Raw genomic sequence first — 18,900 nt, 5'->3', positions numbered from 1 at the left:
AATTTTAGATTAGTGAGCCAAAGCCAATACCTGTAGAATTACCTACACCTACATTCCAAGCAAAAGCAAGTTGCTCAGGTGTACCTTTAATAATCACTGAGCACATAGACCCTTTATTCTTAATTCCTTTATAAGTGCAGCCTTTTATATGAGGGCTGGCATACGATTCATCAAATTTTACTTCAACGCTTTCACTTGATAGTCCTGCTTGCTTAAGCTTATTGATTAGGGTTTGGGTGAGAAAAATGTTGGCTTCTGAATCGTTATAAAAGTAGAATTTCGCATCCTTCTCTCCCGAACGAGGCCTTTTTATAAATACCGGGCTGCCTAACGAAAACGAGTGTTCATTGTTGAAAACAGGTTCTTTTTCAAGGCTTAGGGATATGATTTTCATCCCCCAGCCAAAATCATTATCTGTCTGGATACTTTGAATGATTTTTTTAATATTCTGGCTATCAAAACAACTAATAAAGTATTGGCTGCCATTAATAAAGTTTAGGCCCTTTTTACCTTCCTGTTTGCCTTTCTTTAGCCATGAGAATGAATAAAGAGATAATTTGTCATGCACCTCATTGTGTCCTAGCCAATAATGCAGTTTGCTGACTTGCCTCTCTTGATACGTAAAAGGCACTGTCTCTTTATTTTGGGATAAGTGAATGTGTAATCTCATATAGCCATATAGAGTTTTATTGTATTTGAATCTTTATCAATTTATTTCTGCAAATAGTACTATAAAGTAAAAAAAAACAAATTATTTTTGTGGGACTTCCCAGGGAATTGAAATTATAGTGAGTTCTTGTATTTGAAAGACCCTTAATCGTACCCGGGAAGTCATTTTAAATGTATATTATGGACGATGCACATTACCCGCTTCCTATTGATGAAGCTAAAACAATTGAACAAGCCATTCGAAAAATTAGGTCTGACTCACTAGAGAATCTTTATGTTTTCAAAAATGGTAAACAGAAGAGACGATTCAAGGGCGATATTAATAGCGTTTCTCTTTCTAATAAATATGCATTTGAATTGGCAGATTCTACCCTTGTTCATAATCATCCAAGTGGCTCTTCATTTTCCATTCAAGATATCCAAATAGTTATTCAGTTTAATGTAAAAGAGATGTATTTAGTCACTTCTAAGTACCTTTACTATATTAGAAGACCTCTCTCGGGTTGGAAAATAGATTTTAAAGACAAAGCCATAGAAGATCAACTTAATGCATTCCAAGGTCTTGCGCTTCAACTCATTGAAAATGAAATTGTAAAAAATCAAATTTCTATTTATGAAAAGGATATTGAATTCTTTCATTATCTTTGGGTTATATTTTTCAATGTATATGAAATTGACTATCAAAAAAGGAAGCTCTAGCTCTGAAATTGTATTTGATGATAGCTGTTTTGACAATATCAAAGGCAAAACAATATCAGCAAAGCGAAGCCAAGAAATCGAAAACTTAATCATGCCTAAATTGTTGTTAGAGTTAGAAAATCTAAAGAAAACTAATCCTTTGTTTCAAAAGAAATCTAAAAAATAGCTTCGAATTCAAAATTTCAATTCCCGTTACAAACATATTAGTTCACCTAACTCATTATCCACCCTACCCCTAAAACTTTATCCCCTCCACCTTCTTATTAATATGTTCAATGAGTGATTCAGGCTCAACAATCTCAACTATGTATTCTGAGTGACCCAAAATGAAGTTGCTGATGCCCTTAAACTCGGCATTTACTTTGCACTCAAAATGGTAGATGTCTTTCTCTGTGCTGCTTGGCTGTATATACGCCTGCGAAACCGGAAATTTATCAATCAGTTCGTTCACTGCGCCGGTCTTTAGCTTTAAGTGTATATATACCTGCTGGTCGCTGACTATTCTAAAGGGGTCTGTTGCCGCTACATGGTGCAAGGTCTCGTGTTGCCAGTTTTCAGTTTGCAGTTCTACTCGCTCAATTCTCGAAATCCTGAAATGGCGTATCTCTTTCCTTTCCAGGTCATAGGCATGCAGTATGTCTTCTTTGGTACTTATATGAAATGGCTCAACCACACGGTTGCTTACCTGGCTGCTCATGGTCGAGCGGTAGTTAAGCAGTGTCGTTACGCGTTTTTGTTTTCGGGCTTGTTCAAGCAGATTGGCCTTATCAAGAAAAGTTCTTGAAAACAAACTGCTGCCCAGTTTTGATACGTCATAAATGCGCTCCAGCTTAGACCTTATTTTCTCAAGCCGTTTGTCGGTAGCGTTGGCTTTGGTGAGTGCTTCAAGTAAGAACTCTTTCTCTGGCCCGGTAAAAAACAGCACGTCTTCAAGGTGTTCCAGCGATTTGTCCGAGACCAGGTAGTATCGGTATTGTTTGTCGTATTTTAATGTAAACCATGCGTTTTTTAGCTCATCAAAATCTTTTTTGATGATAGATTGGCTCACATTATACCGGGCAGCCAGCATTTTAATGGTATAATGGCACGGTTGCTCCAAAAGATTTTTAAGGATTCCTAATAGCCGGTTTTTAGGGCTATTGTCGTGGAAGACATTCATCAGCTTGTTGTTTTATATAAATTCCAGGAACCCCATGCCTGCCGCCGAGGTGTATTTGCCTATGCCACCGTAAAATCCTGCTTCTATTATTCCGGCCGGGGCGGTTAAATCAAAACTAAAATTTTCGTAGCCTTTAATTTTAGTTTCGTCGTTGCGGTCTTGCTTAATCCAGATGAGCTTAGAACGCATCTTTTCGGTATCTATGAGCTTAATTCTGATTAGCTTATCAAGCGTGGCGGTGTCTATGTCTATACTTTTGCCGTGTACCGACTCATATTTATCAAACAGGTTCTGTACAAAGTATCTGGCAAACCGGGGGTCAGTGGGGGGTAGGTATTCATCAGTACCGTCGGCGCGTTTTTCGGCTATCACCATTGGCGAGGTGGCTTTAAAGCGCAGGGGCACATTGGCAAAAGCGGGCGCAGGTAACGATTCAACTGAAGATATGATGAAATCGGCCTGGTATTTTTTGTTATAAATGCTGATTTGCTGATTGTTAAAGAGGCCAATAATGAAGTCTTCGGCGGCTTTATCAATGAAGAAAGAAACGGTAATATAAATGGGTTGGTCAGATAACAGCATGTAGTCGTCGCCCTTTTCAATCGCTTTGGCTTTTTGAGGTACAACAAACTTTGAGAACGTAAAATGTTTAAAGGTTTTGGTAGAATCCTGAGTGCGATAGCCTTTCTGATGCAGAAAGGCGGCATAGGAGGCATCTGATTCTTTGATACGGGTGTATATCCAGCTTGAAAAAGGATGGTTATAATTCAGCGTTAGCTTCTGACGGGGGGTAATAGGTTTTAAGGTTAATCGGAATCTCATCTCAGCAGGGTTGTTCGTGAAACAATCTTAAGCATATTTGATGAGATTAGCAAGGGTATTCGGTTGGTTTATTTCTCGGAAAGCCAAAAGAGACTGCTCTAACAAGCATGTCTCTTTTGGTTGTATATCTATTTTTATAATTGCTCATACTCTACCTCTGCAAATAAGCAGAGTACATCCACACTAATTTCTCCTGAGCTCTGATGTAGTCACTCATTAATGCATTAGTGCCTTCGTCATTGGTATCGGCAGACAAACTCAATAGCTCTCGTTGGAAAGATATAATTATTTTGAAAGAATTCAAAATATCATTAACAGCCTCCAGACCATCAGAAACCTGACTACTTTCCTTAATCTCTGATATTTTCTTGTAGCCTGAATAACTATGATTCGGCGAGTGCCCCAGTGTCAGTATTCTTTCGGCTATCTCATCAATTTTCAATAACAGGTCATTATATAGCTCCTCAAATTTAAGGTGTAGCTCAAAGAATTTTTCTCCTCTTATATTCCAGTGATACCCTCTTACATTCTGATAAAAGATGGAGTAATTAGCCAACAATTCGTTCAGTTTTTCTGCCAGTGCGTTTGACTTTTCTGTGTCAAGACCTATTGCGTTTAGATTTTTCATGTTTGCTATTGTTTAACGTATATGTATACATAACCGAAAAGCTGTGCTTTGGTTCATGTAATTTTACAAAAGTAACAAGTGGTTGCAGGTATTCACCTGACATGCAGCAGAGCAGCGTATGAAAAAGCTCATAATAGTACCCAAGTGAAACAACTTGGTTGATAAACCGGATAACAAAAAAGCAGTTACAATTTTATATGTAACTGCTTTCAGCTATATGTACTTAGTAATTTACTTCACTATAGGCTCCAACCTTTTAGCAAATTTCTGTGCTTTCAAAGACAGTTCTGTCGCTAAAAAACAATGGTCCTGGGTCATGGCGGTTTCGGTTCTGTTTACAATATCGCTTACCAGCTGGCTGCCAAATGGCAGGGGTTCATTGCTGCAATCGATGTACTCGGTTTTTTGGTTGTTTACCAGATACAGGTTATTGCCTTTGTCTTTAATGGCAATATCAATATTCTTACGTATTTCAATATACCCTTCCGTCCCAAGAATCGTCAATCGACCATCGCCCCAGGTTTTTAGTCCGTCTGGCGTAAACCAGTCTACTCTTATGTATCCGGTACCACCGTTACCTTTCACCATCGCATCGCCGAAATCTTCAAACAACGGAAATTCAGGGTGGTTCAGATTACCTATCTGGGAACTCACAATCTCACCTTTGGTTGACCCCGTAAAAAACAGAAATTGGTCGAACTGATGCGAAGCAATATCGGTGATAATGCCCCCGAATTTATTCTTGTCAAAAAACCACTCAGGGCGGGTTTTAGTATTCATTCTATGTGGCCCAAGCCCAATGGTTTGTACAACCTTGCCAATAGCACCGGTTTTTATCAGTTCGCCAGCTTTAACGGTAGCACGGTTTTCGAAACGCTCACTAAACATAATTGAGTAAATACGCCTGGTTTCTTTTTGCACTTTTCTTACCAGGGCCAATTGCTCAAGGCTGGTTATTCCGGGTTTGTCAGCCATAAAATCTTTGCCATGCTGCATGGCTTTGATGCCTATCGGTGCGCGTTCGCTGGCTATGGCAGCGCTCAATATCAACTGGGTTGATTTATCTTCCAATATTTCCTTCTCGCTGCCAGCTTGTTTTACGTCCGGGTATCTTTTCACATAAGCCGCCAGTAAATCAGGTTCTTTTGCGTAAACAGAAACGAGCTGCCCGCCTCCACGAATAATGGCCTCTGTCATGCCATAAATATGGCCATGGTTAAGGCCGATTACCGAAAAACGAATGCCGGGTTCAAGATTCCGGTGTAAATAAGGCGCTTCAACTGTGGCAGACTTTGCGGCAATTTCGTTCACAAGGCTAGACGAAAGTACAAGACCTGCTGTACTAGCCAGACTATCCTTTAAAAATTTACGTCGGTTATTGGGGTTGTTCTCCATAGTTTAATCAGGTTAGTTTTATCGGGTTTTGGTTGCCACTTTCAGGGCTTGCGTAGTGGTGTAATATTTGGCAAGCATGTTGGGTACTTCCCAGGCAGGCAGCTTGCCTTGTTTCAGAAACTCCAGGTATTTTTCTGTTACACGGCCAAAATGTGCTTCGTGTCCTTCTTTGTATTTCTCGGGTATTTCAACCTCCCAGCCTTTGGCGTTTTTCTTCAGACTAACACCCGGGTACTGTTTCTGAACCACAGCCAATGCCTTTAATAAATCAGCTTCATAGCTTGCGGCCTTTGTTACCGGCTCAATGTACAGTGTTGGTTTATAGTTTTGCTCTGCTCCCTGTCTGATTATCAGATTGGCCTTCGTGCCACGCATGATAGAATAATGGGTGTCTCCGCCACCTTCCGGCGCCTGATACGCCCATATAACCGATGCCTTGGCATGTATGCCTTTGAGTTGATAATTGATTTCACCGTTACAGAATACTTTCAGCAAGGTGTCTTTTACTACGTCTTTTTTTAGATAATCGGGGAAGCCTGCTAACTTGGTAATGGCCTTAAACTGGCTCAGAGTCATATCTGTTGTCCAATGGCGGGCATCGTTAATTCTGATGTCTTTTTTATAATCAATAACCTGATGCGGGAAGCATTCCCATTGAATAAGGTCTACCAGATGCGTGTTTACATCTACAATGCCTTCTCCCTGCTGGGCAATATCCATAAACCAGGCCGGACGCGTAAGCACACTACCCGAAACATACTTATAAAAATGATGCACACTCTCTTTGGTTACGGCAGGGTTATCGGGGGTTCCTTTTTCCAGCTTACCAAATGCGCCGGGTAACATAGAGAACTCACGCTGAAGCATGGTTGAAATCTCGTAACGCTCGGTCATGATATCATACAACAAAACGTTCTTTTGGGCTGCCGCGGCAAATGTTTGTTTCAATTGCTCGAAATCACCACCGTTGATAATCATCGGCTTATCGGCCAGTACATTGAAACCTGCATTGACTGACTTTTGAAGGTAATCGGCCTTGATACGGTTATTGCCTGCTATTACTACTACGTTTCCGGCCTTATCGGCCAGCATTTTCTCAAGGTAATCATTGCCGGTATATACTTTCTCCTGCCATTGAGTCGGGTTGTCCTTACGCGTATTGTAGCCCTGTATGCGTTGCAGGTGGAAATCAAGGTCTGTTCCGGCAGGGGCGTAAACCCTTACTTCCGGGCTTACTTCCTGATACATATTTTTCTGAACCAATGCAGCGTGAAAATGACCGGGGTCCAGGGTTATCAGTTTTATTTCTTTTGAAGACTGGGCAGATGCGTCTTTATTGAATAACATACCAAGCGCTAAAGCAAATCCTGTTATCAAGTGTTTTTTTCTCATCAGATATTCTTGTGGGTTATTTACGGACTTTAATGGCATACGCACTTCTTTGCGGGCGAGCAAGTAATGCGTTTGCCTCTTTATCGTTTTTAAAACGTTCTGTTTTTGGGTCCCAATATAGTTTCCTTTTCAGTTTCATGGCTGCGTGGTGCAACAAGCATGCTGTGCATGAACGATGCCCTATTTCGGCCGGAGCAATCGGGTCTTTCCTGCTGGCAATGCTTTCCAGCCAGTTGCCGTGGTGGTCAGGGCTTATGGTCATGTGTATCTCATTCGGACCAATTTCAGAGGTTAGCAGCTTAGGGTCGCTGGCATCCAGTTTCTTGGCAGCATTTTGTTTGGCTATCGGGTCGCTTGAGGTTACCGCCCCGTCTCCGCGTGATACGAAAATCCAGCCTTCTGTTCCTTCAAAGCGAATACCGTTCGGAATCTCATTGCTGATAATCATCTCCACTCCGTTTTCATACATGGCATGGGTCGTAAAAATGCCATGTACATTCCATAAACCGCTGGTTGGGAAATCGGCCTTGCCCCATATTTCAATCGGGCCTGATAGCTCGGTATTCATACCCCAGTGAGCTATATCAATATGGTGCGCGCCCCAACCGGTTATCATTCCGGCGCCAAACTGCTCGCAACGCAACCAGCCCGGGCGGTCGAAACCTACCTGTGGGTGTACTCGCTTTTCTGTATAGTAAACTTCCGGCGTGGTACCCAGCCACATATCGTAATTTAGGTTTTTAGGTATAGGCATCTCAGGCTCTTCATTGCCTGAGGGGTCGCCTGGTAGTCCTACATATACTCTCTGCAATGTACCTATTCTTCCGTTTCTTACCAACTCTACCGCATATCTGAATTGAGAAGTAGACCGCTGCTGGCTGCCAATCTGCACAATGCGGCCGGTTCTTTTTACGGCATCGGCCATCATTCTTCCTTCCGATATGGTAAGTGACGCCGGTTTCTGGCAGTACACATCTTTGCCTGCTTCTACCGCATGTATTACAATGGGCGCATGCCAGTGGTCGGGCGTACTTACAATAACGGCATCAATATCTTTATTACCCAATAATTCTCTATAATCGCCATAGCCTTTCACCCCGTTAAAGTCTTTTCCGGTCTTTTTGGTATAATAACCATTTACCAGTTTCTGTGCCGCATCAACCCGGTTGCTGTCAAGGTCGCAAACGGCCATAATCTGTGCGTTTTCGTGCTTCCAAACACCCGGCATATCGTGCCCGCGCGATATCCGGCCCACACCTATGGCACCCACATTAATGCGGTTGCTGGGTGCGTTTTTACCAAAAACTGAGGCCGGTACAATGGTTGGTACGCCAAAAGCCATCGCACCTGTTGCCATTAGGCCCTTACTGCCGAGCTCTAGGAATTTTCTTCTTGAAATATCATTTTTTAAATCGTTGTTCATTTCACGCTGTATTTTTATATTGAATAGAGGTATCAAAAGAAACAGGGATTGATGCGGCTGCTTTGCCTGCTATTGCCCCGAAAGGGCATTGCCAGGCTCACAGCCGCACACTTTAAAATTCCCCTTCCATAGTTAATTGTTTCACGATAGTGTTGTAAGTTTATTTGTGGAATAAGTACCGGAGCTGGTGTATTTAGGGTTTAGGTAAATCTATAAAAAGTACAAAAGAAGCGGCTTTTAGGTGTTGGGGTTGCTTCATCAAAAATACTTCAGCCAGATAATAATCAGTAGAATATTAATGTAAATTTTGTATTTAACAAAGACATTCTGAAACAATTTTAATAAAATATACCGGTTTCGTTTTCGGGAACGTTTCCGGTACGCGTTTAAATGCGCAAAAAAACCAGCCTGTTTTTGTCTGTCTCCATTCCGTGAAAAAATACCCGTAAATGCCAATCGGAAATACCAACAGGCTCTTTATTGAAAAAGTATAATTTTTCTTCTTTGAAACCTAAAGCCTGGTATTGTTGTTAAGAATTCGCTTTTTGTTGGTTTTTTATGCATTTGTGGCCGATATAACAATAAAATGCCTTGTTTCTCGTAAAAAGCCCTAATTTTGTAGTATGATAATAAGACCAGAAAGACCCATAACAGATTGGCTGCCGCTTACCCTGAAAGAAGTGGAGAAAAGAGGCTGGGACGAAGTAGATGTAATACTCGTGTCGGGCGATGCCTATGTTGACCACCCTGCCTTTGGTACGGCTGTTATCGGGCGTATTATTGAGAGTGAGGGTTTCAGAACGGCTATTATTGCGCAACCGAACTGGAAAGACGATTTACGTGATTTTAAAAAATATGGCAAACCCAAATATTTCTTTGGTGTAACGGCCGGTTGTATGGACTCGATGGTGAATCACTATACAGCCAATAAACGTTTGCGATCAAACGATTCTTACACACCGGGGGGTGAGGCAGGGTATCGCCCTGATTATGCCACTACGGTTTATACTAAAATACTGAAAGAGCTGTATCCGGATGTACCTGTGCTGATTGGGGGGATTGAGGCTTCACTGCGGCGGGTTACCCATTACGATTACTGGCAAGACAAACTGATGCCTACTATTCTGGCCGATTCAGGGGCAGATTTACTGGTGTATGGCATGGGAGAACAACCCCTACGCGAAATACTGAAACTGGTTAAAAAGGGTGTTCCTCTGAACACCATCAAAAATATTAATCAGGTAGCTTATATGCAGGATACTGCTGAGGCTCTACCTGATGACAGAGGCTGGAACACCGTTGAACTGGCAAGCCACGAGGTATGCCTGGCCGATAAGCTGAAATACGCTGCCAATTTCAAGATTGTTGAGGTGGAGTCGAACAAATGGCAGGCCAACCGCATTATTCAAAAAGTTGGTGCGCAAACATTGGTTATTAACCCGCCATTCAAAATAATGGATGAAAAGGAAATTGACCAGTCGTTTGATTTGCCTTATACGCGTTTGCCTCACCCTAAATACAAAAAGCGCGGGCCGATTCCGGCTTATGAGATGATTAAGTTCTCGATAAACATGCACCGAGGCTGTTTCGGGGGTTGTAGTTTCTGCACCATTTCGGCGCATCAGGGTAAGTTTATCGCTTCCAGAAGCGAGGAGTCAATCATGAAAGAGGTAGACCAGATTGTTCAGCACCCTGAGTTTAAAGGATACATTTCCGACTTGGGCGGGCCATCGGCCAATATGTACCGCATGAAGGGCAAAGATGAATCTATCTGTGCCCGTTGCCAGGCGCCAAGCTGTATTCATCCGGTTATCTGCTCTAATCTGGATACTTCGCACAAACCCCTTACCCAGATTTATCAGAAAGTTGATGCGCACTCGGACGTAAAGAAGGCCTTTGTGGGTTCGGGTATCCGCTATGATTTACTGGTAGATGATTTTAACAAGAACAATCAGGATGGCAACCATGATGCTTACATGGAGCAACTGGTAACCCGCCACGTATCCGGTCGACTGAAAGTAGCACCTGAGCATACTTCTGATGATACGCTGCGTGTAATGCGGAAGCCTTCTTTTAAATATTTCAGGAAATTCAAGCAGAAATACGATAACATACAGGATAAGCATGGTTTGAAACAACCGCTGATTCCTTACTTTATTTCGTCTCACCCTGGTTGTGAAGAAGCCGATATGGCCAATCTGGCTGCCGAAACAAAAGACTTAGGCTTTCAACTGGAGCAGGTACAAGACTTTACGCCTACGCCAATGACAGTGGCCGAGGTTATCTATTACTCAGGCGTGCATCCGTATACCCTGCAACCCATTAAAACCGCCAAAACCAAAGAAGAGAAACTGGCACAGAACCGCTTCTTTTTCTGGTATAAGCCGGAGTTTAAGAACTGGATCCGTAGCCGTCTCTTCAAACTCAATCGCCCTGATTTAGCCGAGCGCCTACTTTCAAACCCGAAGAAAAAGGTACAAAGCAATAACGCCCAGCCACCTGCCAAAGACAAAAAGAAAAGTTTCAAGAAATTCAGATAGTTAAAGCCTGGTAGGTAAATGCCTTATTAATTCATTCATTTTCTTCCTAACTTTAGCCCTAAATTTACAAGAACCGATGATTCATATCCATTATTTTACTTTTTCGCCTCTGGCAGAGAATACCTATGTGCTGTGGGATGAAACCAAAGAGGCCGTTATTATTGACCCGGGTTGTCTGGCGCAATATGAGAAAGAAGAACTGGCCGATTTCATTGCTGATAATCAACTAACCGTAAAGCATTTGTTGCAGACCCATACACACCTGGACCACGTTTTTGGCAGTGCTTTTGTGAAACGTAAATTTGGCGTAAAAATGCTCATGCACAAAAATGAAGTGCCGGTGCTGCGCGATGTAGAAAACCGGTGTAAAGTATGGGGCATACCCGGCTATGAACCCGTGCAGGAAGATGGTTTTATTGATGAGGGAGATGTGATAAAATTCGGTAACTCAACACTGGAAATATTGTTTGTACCGGGCCATGCACCGGGGCATCTGTCTTTTGTAAACCATGCCCAAAAGTTTATAATTGGTGGTGATGTGCTTTTCAAAGGCAGTATCGGGCGATATGATTTCCCGATGTCCAGCTACACCGACCTCATGAATAGCATCAGAAATAAATTTATGACACTGGACGACGATTACACGGTATATCCCGGGCATAACGCTTCTACCACCATAGGTCAGGAGCGCCGTTCTAATCCGTTTCTTAACTAGCAGGTACGCTTTTTTTCTTTTTGGCCGGTTTGGCCTTCTTCCGGTTTTCTTCTACCCTGAACAATACGATTTTCCGTATTAAATCATAAGGTATGGGTTCATTTAACTGAAATTGGATTGAACCCTTGCCGGTTTTATAGGGTGCAAGGTCTTCTTTAAAAGCGGCTGTGCCGGTAGGGGCAGGGTAGAAGCCAATATGATTTTTGAAAGCCGCAAAGTGCACCAGATTACCATTAAGTATAAAAGTAGGCATGGCATATTTAATGGCCTCGGTAGCCTCAGGCGCTAGTTCCTGAATCAAGTGGCGTATATTCTGCAATATTTTCTGTACTTCAGGCGGGAACCAGCCGATGAATTCGTCGATGTTTTTGGCTTCTTGATTTATCATGGGGGATTAAATAGGTTTATGATATAAGCCAAAAATAGAGAAAATTTTGTAATGAGAAAAAAAGAGTACTGTATAAATTAATGATAATCAATATTTTATAGAAATTTTTAAGTAATAAAATTTCTATAAAACTCAACACACCTTCTTACTCCGCGTAGCGGTGGCTATTATACTGCTGATGCACAGTATTCCGTCTATATTTAATGGCGGGGTGAATGACTTCGGGAATTTCTATCTCAATCAGAGAGGAAATGCCGCACGGGGCTTAGCGCAAGCCTGGGCTATTAAAAGTAGGTAGTTTGTATTGTGAAATGGGCAGGGGCAGTAACCATCATCATCCTGATTGCTGGCATTTCTGACGAATATGTTTTGAAAGGGGGATAGAAACGGAGTGATTGAGTGAATTTAATCAGATTTAAGCGAAACAATCACTAAATCACTCATTCACTAAATCACTAAATAGATATACTACTCCAGATTCTTCAACTCTTTCAACAGATTATCTACCTGTTCAGGCGTGTTTGATGGGAAGTTCGAGATTCTTATCTGTGTGTCTTTATTGGGGCCGTATCCACTGCCGATAATCATATTTTTCTCTTTCAGCGTATCAATAATTAGCTTAGAGGGCTTGGTGGTATTGGCGACTATCACGGTTCTTGAGCGGTGTTCAGGGTTCTGAACCGCTATGCTGCAAAGGCTGCTGGTTTCAAGATACTTATATATTTTGCGTGCTTTCTCGTCGGTTTCTTTTCTGATGGTATCAATGCCGATACGGTTCATGTCTTCGGCCACCTTGCCAAGCAGATAAATACCCAGTACATTGGGTGTGGCTGGGGTTTCAAAAGTCTCGTAGTTTTTCCAGAGTGCTGGTAAAGTATGGTGTGCTCCGGTATGCAGGCCTTCCAGTTTTGCCAGTTTTTTAGACTTTTCAAGGCATTTCTCGTTGGCAATCCACACGCCCAGACCCGCAGGCAGACCAAAGGCTTTTTGTACAGAAAAGAAAGCGGTATCTATCAAAGACAAATCCAGTTCAGGAATCGGGGCAGATGAAACCATATCAACCGCTATGAACTTCTTCTGATGGCTGCGTTTCAGCTTATGAATATCAGCCTCGCGCATTTGTACGCCTGTGCTGGTTTCGTTCTGGGTAGTGCAAATCAGTTCGGCATATTCAGGTACTTCTACTTCGGCATAGCTAAAGCCCTCACCAATGGGTTTTTCCTGCTTGTGAGCAAATTTGTTCAGGCTTCCGGCATATTTGTAGAATTTCTCAGAGAAAGAACCATTTACCAAATGGAAACTCTCATGCTCTACCATGTTGAGCAATATACGTTCCCATACCTCTGAGGCCGAACCTGTAAAGAAGATACCCGATGTTTCGGGAATATTCATTAAAACCCGAAGATTCTCGACGCAATGCTGATATATTTTCCTGAATTGGCCACTTCTGTGCGAAATAGAGCCGATTTGCTCTTCAACCGCTTGTTTTAGAAACTCCTCAAATCGGGGATATAATTCGGCCGGGCCGGCAGTAAAATATATATTTTTCATCGCACCAGAATTTTCATTTATCAAAAGTAAAAAAAGTCGGTTAAAGGCTCGTCCGGCCTTCTCAAAATGCTTCGAAAAGTATAATTCTTTCTTGCTATGTTTTTATTCAGGCAGAAACGTAAGGTAACTCAGCTGGTTTTCATCAAACATTTCCTGCGTAACACTTTGCAGGTCATGGGCTTCAATTTTCTTTATGGCATTGAATATGCTTTCTAAAGACTCTACCCTGCCGAGGTCCAGAATACTCTTGGCCATCATCAACATATAACTCTGGTTGCTTTCTTCAGCCATAGCCAGTTGTCCCATCAGTTGTTCTTTGGCTGTATGCAGTTGCAACTTACCTAAAGGTTTTTCTTTCAGCAATTGCATTTCTTTTCTGATGAGCGACTTCGCCTTTTCCAGATTAGCCTTGTCGGTAGCAAAATATATTCCCAGAAAACCGGTATCTATAAAGGGCGAATAATTGGCCTCAATGCCATATACCAGTCCGTATTTCTCGCGCAATGTCATATTCAGGCGTGAGTTCATGCCCGGGCCACCGAAGAGATTCACCAGCATAAAAAATGGTAGCCGGCGTTCGTCTTTCAGCGCATAGGCGGGGCGGCCAATGGCGCAGTGTGCCTGCGTTATGCTTTTGGTAAGGGTTACCTGTTGCGGCAGATAAGACTGCGGAGGCTCGCGTCTGATTTCACTCTTGCGTGCAGGTATTTCTTTCAGATACTTTTCGGTAATCTGAACCACCTTTTTGAACGATATATTGCCAACAACCGAAAAAACTATCCGGTCGGTATCCATATTCTCTGTTATAAACTGCTGCAGACTTTTGCGTGTAAACGATTTTACACTGTCTTGCGTGCCCAGAATATTAGCGCCCAACTGGTGATTGGCAAATACAATCCCATCGAAATCGTCCTGGATGGCATCTTCGGGGGAATCCTGATACATCGACATCTCTTCTAGTATCACCCCGCGTTCTTTTTCAATCTGGTTTTCAGGGAATGTAGAATGAAAAGTTATATCGGCCAGTAATTCAACTGATTTTTCGAAGTGATTATCCAGCACCGACGCATAGAAACAGATTTTCTCTTTGGTGGTGTAGGCATTCAGTTCGCCTCCTACCGATTCCAGACGATTAATTATATGATAAGATTTGCGCTTTTTTGTACCTTTGAACGCCATGTGTTCCCAGAAGTGGGCCAGACCCACCTGATTGGGTTTTTCATCACGGCTACCCATGTCGAGCATCAGGCCGCAATGCACAATCTGTGTGTGTGGTACCTGACGATGTGCAATACGAATACCATTGGGTAAAGTATAGATTTGATATTCCATAAACCCCTAAGGGAAAAAAATATTGAATGGTGTAAAAAGGAGGTCTCTTAAAAGTATGACCTAATATTTATTTACAAATTTAATGCAAAGATAGTTCAATGAGAATAGGTTTTGATGCCAAGCGGGCTTTTAATAACTACACGGGTTTAGGCAATTACAGCAGGTTTATTATAGAGTCTTTGCTGGAACACGCCCCCCAACACGCCTACTATGCTTACACACCCAGGCAGAAAGCAACCTGGCCTGATGCGCAGATGCCTTTCAAAAATCAATTAAATATTAAGCTTCCTGCGGCGTACGCCTACCTGCCCAATGCCTTGTGGCGTAGCAGATTTATTACTAAAGATTTACAGACTGATAAAATTGAGGTTTTTCATGGCCTGAGTAATGAGATTCCGTATGGTCTGGGTAAAGCCGGTATAAAATCAGTAGTGACTATACATGATCTGATATTCCTGCGGTATCCTGAGCAATACCCTGCCATAGACAGGTTTTTTTATCAGCGGAAATTCAGATATGCCTGCCAGAACGCCGATGCCATTGTGGCTGTAAGTGAGCAAACCAAACGTGATATCATAGAGTTTTATGGCACACCGGCCGACAAGATAACCGTTATATACCAGGGGTTTCAACCACAGTTTAGTCAGCCAATAACAGACAAGGCTACGCTGGCGCAGGTTAAAAAAAAGTATGGTATTACGAAAGATTACATACTATGTGTGGCATCTTTTACCGAACGGAAAAACCAGCTAAGGTTAATACAGGCATTTGAATCCTTAAATACCGAAGCGTATGAACTGGTGCTGGTAGGGGGAGTATCCGCATATCTGGACGAGCTAAAGAAATACGTACAGCAAAATCGTATTCAGTCTGTCAGGTTTCTAAGTGGGGTGCCTATGGACGATTTACCTGCCTTGTATCAAGGTGGTAGTTTGTTTGTGTATCCGTCTGTGTTTGAGGGTTTCGGCATACCTGTTATTGAAGCCCTTAGCAGCGGGGTGCCGGTGGTGGCAGCAACAGGCTCTTGCCTTGAAGAAGCAGGGGGGGAGGGGGCACTTTATGCTAACCCGCTTGATGCAGCCGACATAGCGCAAAAAATGCAGGAGGTGCTAAGCAATAAAACCTTGCAGCACAAACTGATTGAAGCAGGAGAGGAGCACATTAAGCAATTTGCAGGCAAGCCTATTGCCGCCCGGCTCACTGAGCTTTACCAAAGTCTTTAATTTTAAAAAAAATAGGAGCAAAACATCTTTTGCCCCTATAGATTACCAAACTATGTAACAAAATGTTTTTCTTGATTAAAACTCTTCGTCAAGCGAGAACGACATCTGCTCTTTTTGCGACATAACGCCGGCTTTCTGATATTCGCCCACACGTTTTTCGAAGAAATTGGTTTTACCTTGCAACGAAATCATATCCATGAAGTCGAAAGGATTGCCTGTGTTGTATATTTTTTCCAGTCCTAATGACTCCAGCAAGTGGTCGGCCACAAATTCAATATACTGGCACATTAACTCGGCATTCATACCAATTAACGAAACCGGCAGGGCATCGGTTACAAATTCTTTCTCAATTGCCACCGCGTCTTTAATTAGTGAATAAATGGTTTCAGAAGGCAGCTGGTTTTTAATATAACGGGTATAAAGCAGACAGGCGAAGTCACGGTGCAGACCTTCATCGCGCGATATTAACTCGTTAGAGAAAGTAAGGCCGGGCATTAAACCGCGTTTTTTCAACCAGAAAATAGAGCAGAACGAGCCAGAGAAGAAAATTCCTTCAACCACGGCAAAGGCCAGCAGGCGTTCAATAAAATTGCCATTGTCTATCCAGCGCAAAGCCCAGTCGGCTTTTTTCTTTACACAAGGTATGTGGTCTATGGCATTGAGCATTTTATCACGCTCTACGGGGTCTTTTATGTAGGTGTCAATCAGAAGCGAATAGGTTTCAGAGTGGATGTTTTCCATCATAATCTGGAAACCGTAAAAACATTTGGCCTCGGCAAACTGAACGCGAGATATAAAGTTAACCGCCAGGTTTTCATTAACTATTCCGTCTGATGCGGCAAAGAAAGCCAGTACGTGTGATATAAAATGACGCTCCCCATCATTAAGATTCTCCCAGTCTTTCAGGTCCGGCGAAAGGTCTATTTCTTCTGCTGTCCAGAAAGATGCCTCATGTTTTTTATAAAACTCCCATATATCGTTATGCTTAATCGGGAAAAGGACAAATCTTGTTTTATCCTCAATGAGCAGGGGTTCTACTTCTAATAATTGCTCGTCAGTCATCTTAGTATAATTTAAGGTTACTCCAATTGTTTTCATGAAAGTGTAGTCAAACTTACAGATTAATACCACAGTTTGCAATAATTGTTTTTAGAATTTATCTAAATAGTTTTTAAGATATTGATAATCAAGAGAAAAATATCAGGATAAATTTTAGAGGCCGAAATTTGGTGTATTTAAGGGAATTATTCTTGCTTTTTTGTGTTATACCTGTCTTTTTATGATAATTAGAGTAGTTTTCTGAATTTGTCAATCGACTTTTTTGAGGCGGTTTTCTATGTCTGATAAGCGCTTTTTTGTGCTTAAAAATTTTACCTTTGTATAACTCCGGAACTGGAAAGAAATTTTTTCAGGAGTTTTACGTATTATTCCTGATAACCCTGTTGTAGAACATGAACGTGCTTGACTTAATTTTCATTGTGCCAATTCTGTTTGGTGCTTATAAGGGCTATGTAAAGGGCCTGTTTATAGAAATTATTGGTGTTCTGGCTTTTATTGCAGCCCTTGTGTTGGGCTTTAAGTTTCTGGGGATAGGCATGAACTGGCTGGCCCCCGCCATTGGCGAAAACACGGCTAACCGATTTTTGCCTTATCTGAGTTTTGCTATTATTTTCTTTCCTACCATATTCTTAATCAACAAATTGGGTTGGATGCTCAGCCGGGCGCTCCGGTTTACTATTCTGGGTACCATTGATGGCTTCGCAGGGGCAATAGTCGGCATATTTACCTGGGTATTTGGTATCAGTGTTTTCTTGTGGTTACTCAATGCTATTGACATAAAACTGCCTTCACATCTTACGCAGGAATCGGTCACTTATCCGGTCATCACTAAAGTGGCACCATCGGTTATTTCAAAAGTTTCAGACTGGATTCCGGCCGGAGGTAATCTTATCAGGCAAGTGGCGGAGGAGCATAAGGATATAGTGGAAGATAGGGGAGAAGCTAAGTGAAGTCTGTTTTACAAAAAAAGCACCCACGCCGGTGCTTTTTTTGTAAAATGCCTTATATAATTAAGCTTTGTTTTCAGGAGATGATGCCTCACCTTCATTTTTGGCAGGTTCTGAAACAATACTTACCCCAGCCCAATTGGCAAGCACATTTGTAGGGAAAAACGTAAGGATTCCCAGTACTCCAATAATCAAGGCAACAACGCTTAGAATTATTGCCGATGACGTTTTCATAACTGTTTCACCTTTTTTTAACAATATGGCATCATTACTAATCTTGATACCATCTTCGGTAAATAAACTTTTTATATCATCAGGTATGGCATCGCCGCTATTGCGACCTTCGATAGAAAAAGTCGGAGAATCAAAATAATGGCCTGTGCTATCATTTATATCACTTTCCTGTACATGGGTATCATGAATCACAAGTTTGGCCTCTGTGCTGCTGTAATCCTGCATTATTGGAATAGAAACACTGCTGTCGGCCTCATTTTGAAGTGAAGAAGATTTAACATTTGCTGCCTTGAGAAGGCTATCCACTTTTGCGCCACTGATTTTAATACTCTGTTTCTGTTCTGGATAAACCGGATAATAAATGCCTCTGAGAGTGCCTCTCTTTTTGCTTCTTTCATAAACGTAAGTCCCTGATGGTACAACGGCATCTTTAATTTTTAAATAGCGGGGCAATTCTGCTTTTGGCGTTTTGATTAGCTGGTCAAATGACATTTCTACGGTCTTGCCGCTTGCCATATTGAATTGGATGTCCGGAATGGCGATTGAAAAAATGGCATAAAATGCAACAGGAATAGCCAGAAAACGATAAATGATACTTGGCTTTTTCAAAAAGACAATAGTCTTAAAAAGGAAGGATTTCATATAGTAGTGATTGGTTGGTTTAGTCACAAAAAACAATGCGCGAAAATAGAATAAAAAATCAACCCGCCATAGCTAAGTGTTA

At 42.0% G+C, this 18,900-nt stretch carries 17 protein-coding genes; 5 read left to right on the top strand and 12 right to left on the bottom strand.

The genetic code is table 11. From position 1 onward, the window contains the following. Window positions 1-4: 4 nt before the first annotated feature. Window positions 5-670 carry a CRISPR-associated endoribonuclease Cas6 gene (gene cas6 / locus C0V77_RS00680; protein ID WP_101724388.1) on the bottom strand — a complete coding sequence of 222 codons (666 nt, stop codon included), beginning with the start codon at window positions 668-670 and terminating at the stop codon, window positions 5-7. 179 nt (window positions 671-849) lie between these two features. On the opposite strand from cas6 (C0V77_RS00680), the gene C0V77_RS00675 reads away from it, so the two are divergent. Further along, window positions 850-1,368, top strand: a complete 519-nt coding sequence (locus C0V77_RS00675) for a hypothetical protein (RefSeq protein WP_143705981.1) — start codon at window positions 850-852, stop codon at window positions 1,366-1,368. Window positions 1,369-1,603: 235 nt separating this feature from the next. On the opposite strand, the gene C0V77_RS00665 is transcribed toward C0V77_RS00675, so the two are convergent. The 6 genes from C0V77_RS00665 to C0V77_RS00640 form a co-directional block, all read right to left on the bottom strand. Continuing rightward, a complete protein-coding gene (locus tag C0V77_RS00665; RefSeq protein ID WP_101724385.1) occupies window positions 1,604-2,527 on the bottom strand; it encodes a YafY family protein in 924 nt (307 codons plus the stop codon). 12 nt (window positions 2,528-2,539) lie between these two features. Continuing rightward, window positions 2,540-3,349 (bottom strand): CRISPR-associated endoribonuclease Cas6, encoded by an 810-nt coding sequence (gene cas6 / locus C0V77_RS00660; RefSeq protein WP_101724384.1) that lies wholly within the window; start codon window positions 3,347-3,349, stop codon window positions 2,540-2,542. Window positions 3,350-3,500: 151 nt separating this feature from the next. After that, entirely contained in the window at window positions 3,501-3,977 is a 477-nt protein-coding gene (locus C0V77_RS00655) for a Dps family protein (RefSeq protein WP_101724383.1), read from the bottom strand. A 231-nt stretch (window positions 3,978-4,208) separates the two neighbouring features. Further along, window positions 4,209-5,372 carry a Gfo/Idh/MocA family protein gene (locus C0V77_RS00650; protein WP_101724382.1) on the bottom strand — a complete coding sequence of 388 codons (1,164 nt, stop codon included), beginning with the start codon at window positions 5,370-5,372 and terminating at the stop codon, window positions 4,209-4,211. Between the two features lie 18 nt (window positions 5,373-5,390). Then, on the bottom strand, window positions 5,391-6,719 hold the full coding sequence (locus C0V77_RS00645) for a putative oxidoreductase C-terminal domain-containing protein (protein ID WP_229236188.1): 1,329 nt from the start codon (window positions 6,717-6,719) through the stop codon (window positions 5,391-5,393). Window positions 6,720-6,780: 61 nt separating this feature from the next. Then, window positions 6,781-8,187 carry a Gfo/Idh/MocA family protein gene (locus C0V77_RS00640; RefSeq protein ID WP_101724381.1) on the bottom strand — a complete coding sequence of 469 codons (1,407 nt, stop codon included), beginning with the start codon at window positions 8,185-8,187 and terminating at the stop codon, window positions 6,781-6,783. Between the two features lie 623 nt (window positions 8,188-8,810). On the opposite strand from C0V77_RS00640, the gene C0V77_RS00630 reads away from it, so the two are divergent. Both C0V77_RS00630 and C0V77_RS00625 read left to right on the top strand, forming a co-directional pair. Further along, window positions 8,811-10,727, top strand: coding sequence for a YgiQ family radical SAM protein (locus C0V77_RS00630; protein WP_101724379.1), 1,917 nt, complete (start codon window positions 8,811-8,813; stop codon window positions 10,725-10,727). A 76-nt stretch (window positions 10,728-10,803) separates the two neighbouring features. After that, window positions 10,804-11,442, top strand: coding sequence for an MBL fold metallo-hydrolase (locus tag C0V77_RS00625; RefSeq protein WP_101724378.1), 639 nt, complete (start codon window positions 10,804-10,806; stop codon window positions 11,440-11,442). Here the strand turns inward: C0V77_RS00625 and C0V77_RS00620 are convergent. The 3 genes from C0V77_RS00620 to C0V77_RS00610 all read right to left on the bottom strand — a co-directional run bounded on the left by C0V77_RS00620 (window position 11,435) and on the right by C0V77_RS00610 (window position 14,713). Continuing rightward, window positions 11,435-11,830: an iron chaperone gene (locus C0V77_RS00620; RefSeq protein ID WP_101724377.1), complete on the bottom strand. Its 396-nt coding sequence runs from the start codon at window positions 11,828-11,830 to the stop codon at window positions 11,435-11,437. The two genes, C0V77_RS00625 and C0V77_RS00620, sit on opposite strands and share 8 nt — an antisense overlap. 468 nt (window positions 11,831-12,298) lie before the next feature. Further along, complete coding sequence (locus C0V77_RS00615; protein WP_101724376.1) at window positions 12,299-13,381, bottom strand: aminotransferase class V-fold PLP-dependent enzyme; 1,083 nt, start codon at window positions 13,379-13,381, stop codon at window positions 12,299-12,301. 102 nt (window positions 13,382-13,483) lie between these two features. Next, entirely contained in the window at window positions 13,484-14,713 is a 1,230-nt protein-coding gene (locus C0V77_RS00610; protein ID WP_101724375.1) for a pitrilysin family protein, read from the bottom strand. A gap of 98 nt (window positions 14,714-14,811) precedes the next feature. Between C0V77_RS00610 and C0V77_RS00605 the strand changes: the two genes are divergently transcribed. Next, window positions 14,812-15,936, top strand: coding sequence for a glycosyltransferase family 1 protein (locus C0V77_RS00605; RefSeq protein WP_101724374.1), 1,125 nt, complete (start codon window positions 14,812-14,814; stop codon window positions 15,934-15,936). A gap of 75 nt (window positions 15,937-16,011) precedes the next feature. Here the strand turns inward: C0V77_RS00605 and C0V77_RS00600 are convergent, their stop codons facing one another. Continuing rightward, window positions 16,012-16,998 carry a ribonucleotide-diphosphate reductase subunit beta gene (locus C0V77_RS00600; protein WP_101725004.1) on the bottom strand — a complete coding sequence of 329 codons (987 nt, stop codon included), beginning with the start codon at window positions 16,996-16,998 and terminating at the stop codon, window positions 16,012-16,014. Between the two features lie 389 nt (window positions 16,999-17,387). On the opposite strand from C0V77_RS00600, the gene C0V77_RS00595 reads away from it, so the two are divergent. Then, window positions 17,388-17,945 carry a CvpA family protein gene (locus C0V77_RS00595; RefSeq protein ID WP_101724373.1) on the top strand — a complete coding sequence of 186 codons (558 nt, stop codon included), beginning with the start codon at window positions 17,388-17,390 and terminating at the stop codon, window positions 17,943-17,945. Between the two features lie 60 nt (window positions 17,946-18,005). Here the strand turns inward: C0V77_RS00595 and C0V77_RS00590 are convergent, their stop codons facing one another. Beyond that, complete coding sequence (locus C0V77_RS00590) at window positions 18,006-18,845, bottom strand: hypothetical protein (protein WP_143705980.1); 840 nt, start codon at window positions 18,843-18,845, stop codon at window positions 18,006-18,008. Window positions 18,846-18,900 lie beyond the last annotated feature (55 nt).

The sequence above is a fragment of the Emticicia sp. TH156 genome (assembly GCF_002855535.1).
Classification (GTDB): domain Bacteria; phylum Bacteroidota; class Bacteroidia; order Cytophagales; family Spirosomataceae; genus Emticicia; species Emticicia fluvialis.
This window is presented reverse-complemented; position numbering and strand designations above follow the sequence as displayed.

Coding starts and splice junctions, on each gene's coding strand:
- cas6 (WP_101724384.1), bottom strand. CDS start 3,349: ATGAGATTCCGATTAACCTTAAAACCTATTACCCCCCGTCAGAAGCTA.
- C0V77_RS00630 (WP_101724379.1), top strand. CDS start 8,811: ATGATAATAAGACCAGAAAGACCCATAACAGATTGGCTGCCGCTTACC.
- C0V77_RS00645 (WP_229236188.1), bottom strand. CDS start 6,719: ATGTTATTCAATAAAGACGCATCTGCCCAGTCTTCAAAAGAAATAAAA.
- C0V77_RS00675 (WP_143705981.1), top strand. CDS start 850: ATGGACGATGCACATTACCCGCTTCCTATTGATGAAGCTAAAACAATT.
- cas6 (WP_101724388.1), bottom strand. CDS start 670: ATGAGATTACACATTCACTTATCCCAAAATAAAGAGACAGTGCCTTTT.
- C0V77_RS00620 (WP_101724377.1), bottom strand. CDS start 11,830: ATGATAAATCAAGAAGCCAAAAACATCGACGAATTCATCGGCTGGTTC.
- C0V77_RS00610 (WP_101724375.1), bottom strand. CDS start 14,713: ATGGAATATCAAATCTATACTTTACCCAATGGTATTCGTATTGCACAT.
- C0V77_RS00615 (WP_101724376.1), bottom strand. CDS start 13,381: ATGAAAAATATATATTTTACTGCCGGCCCGGCCGAATTATATCCCCGA.
- C0V77_RS00650 (WP_101724382.1), bottom strand. CDS start 5,372: ATGGAGAACAACCCCAATAACCGACGTAAATTTTTAAAGGATAGTCTG.
- C0V77_RS00640 (WP_101724381.1), bottom strand. CDS start 8,187: ATGAACAACGATTTAAAAAATGATATTTCAAGAAGAAAATTCCTAGAG.
- C0V77_RS00595 (WP_101724373.1), top strand. CDS start 17,388: ATGAACGTGCTTGACTTAATTTTCATTGTGCCAATTCTGTTTGGTGCT.
- C0V77_RS00600 (WP_101725004.1), bottom strand. CDS start 16,998: ATGACTGACGAGCAATTATTAGAAGTAGAACCCCTGCTCATTGAGGAT.
- C0V77_RS00655 (WP_101724383.1), bottom strand. CDS start 3,977: ATGAAAAATCTAAACGCAATAGGTCTTGACACAGAAAAGTCAAACGCA.
- C0V77_RS00665 (WP_101724385.1), bottom strand. CDS start 2,527: ATGAATGTCTTCCACGACAATAGCCCTAAAAACCGGCTATTAGGAATC.
- C0V77_RS00605 (WP_101724374.1), top strand. CDS start 14,812: ATGAGAATAGGTTTTGATGCCAAGCGGGCTTTTAATAACTACACGGGT.
- C0V77_RS00625 (WP_101724378.1), top strand. CDS start 10,804: ATGATTCATATCCATTATTTTACTTTTTCGCCTCTGGCAGAGAATACC.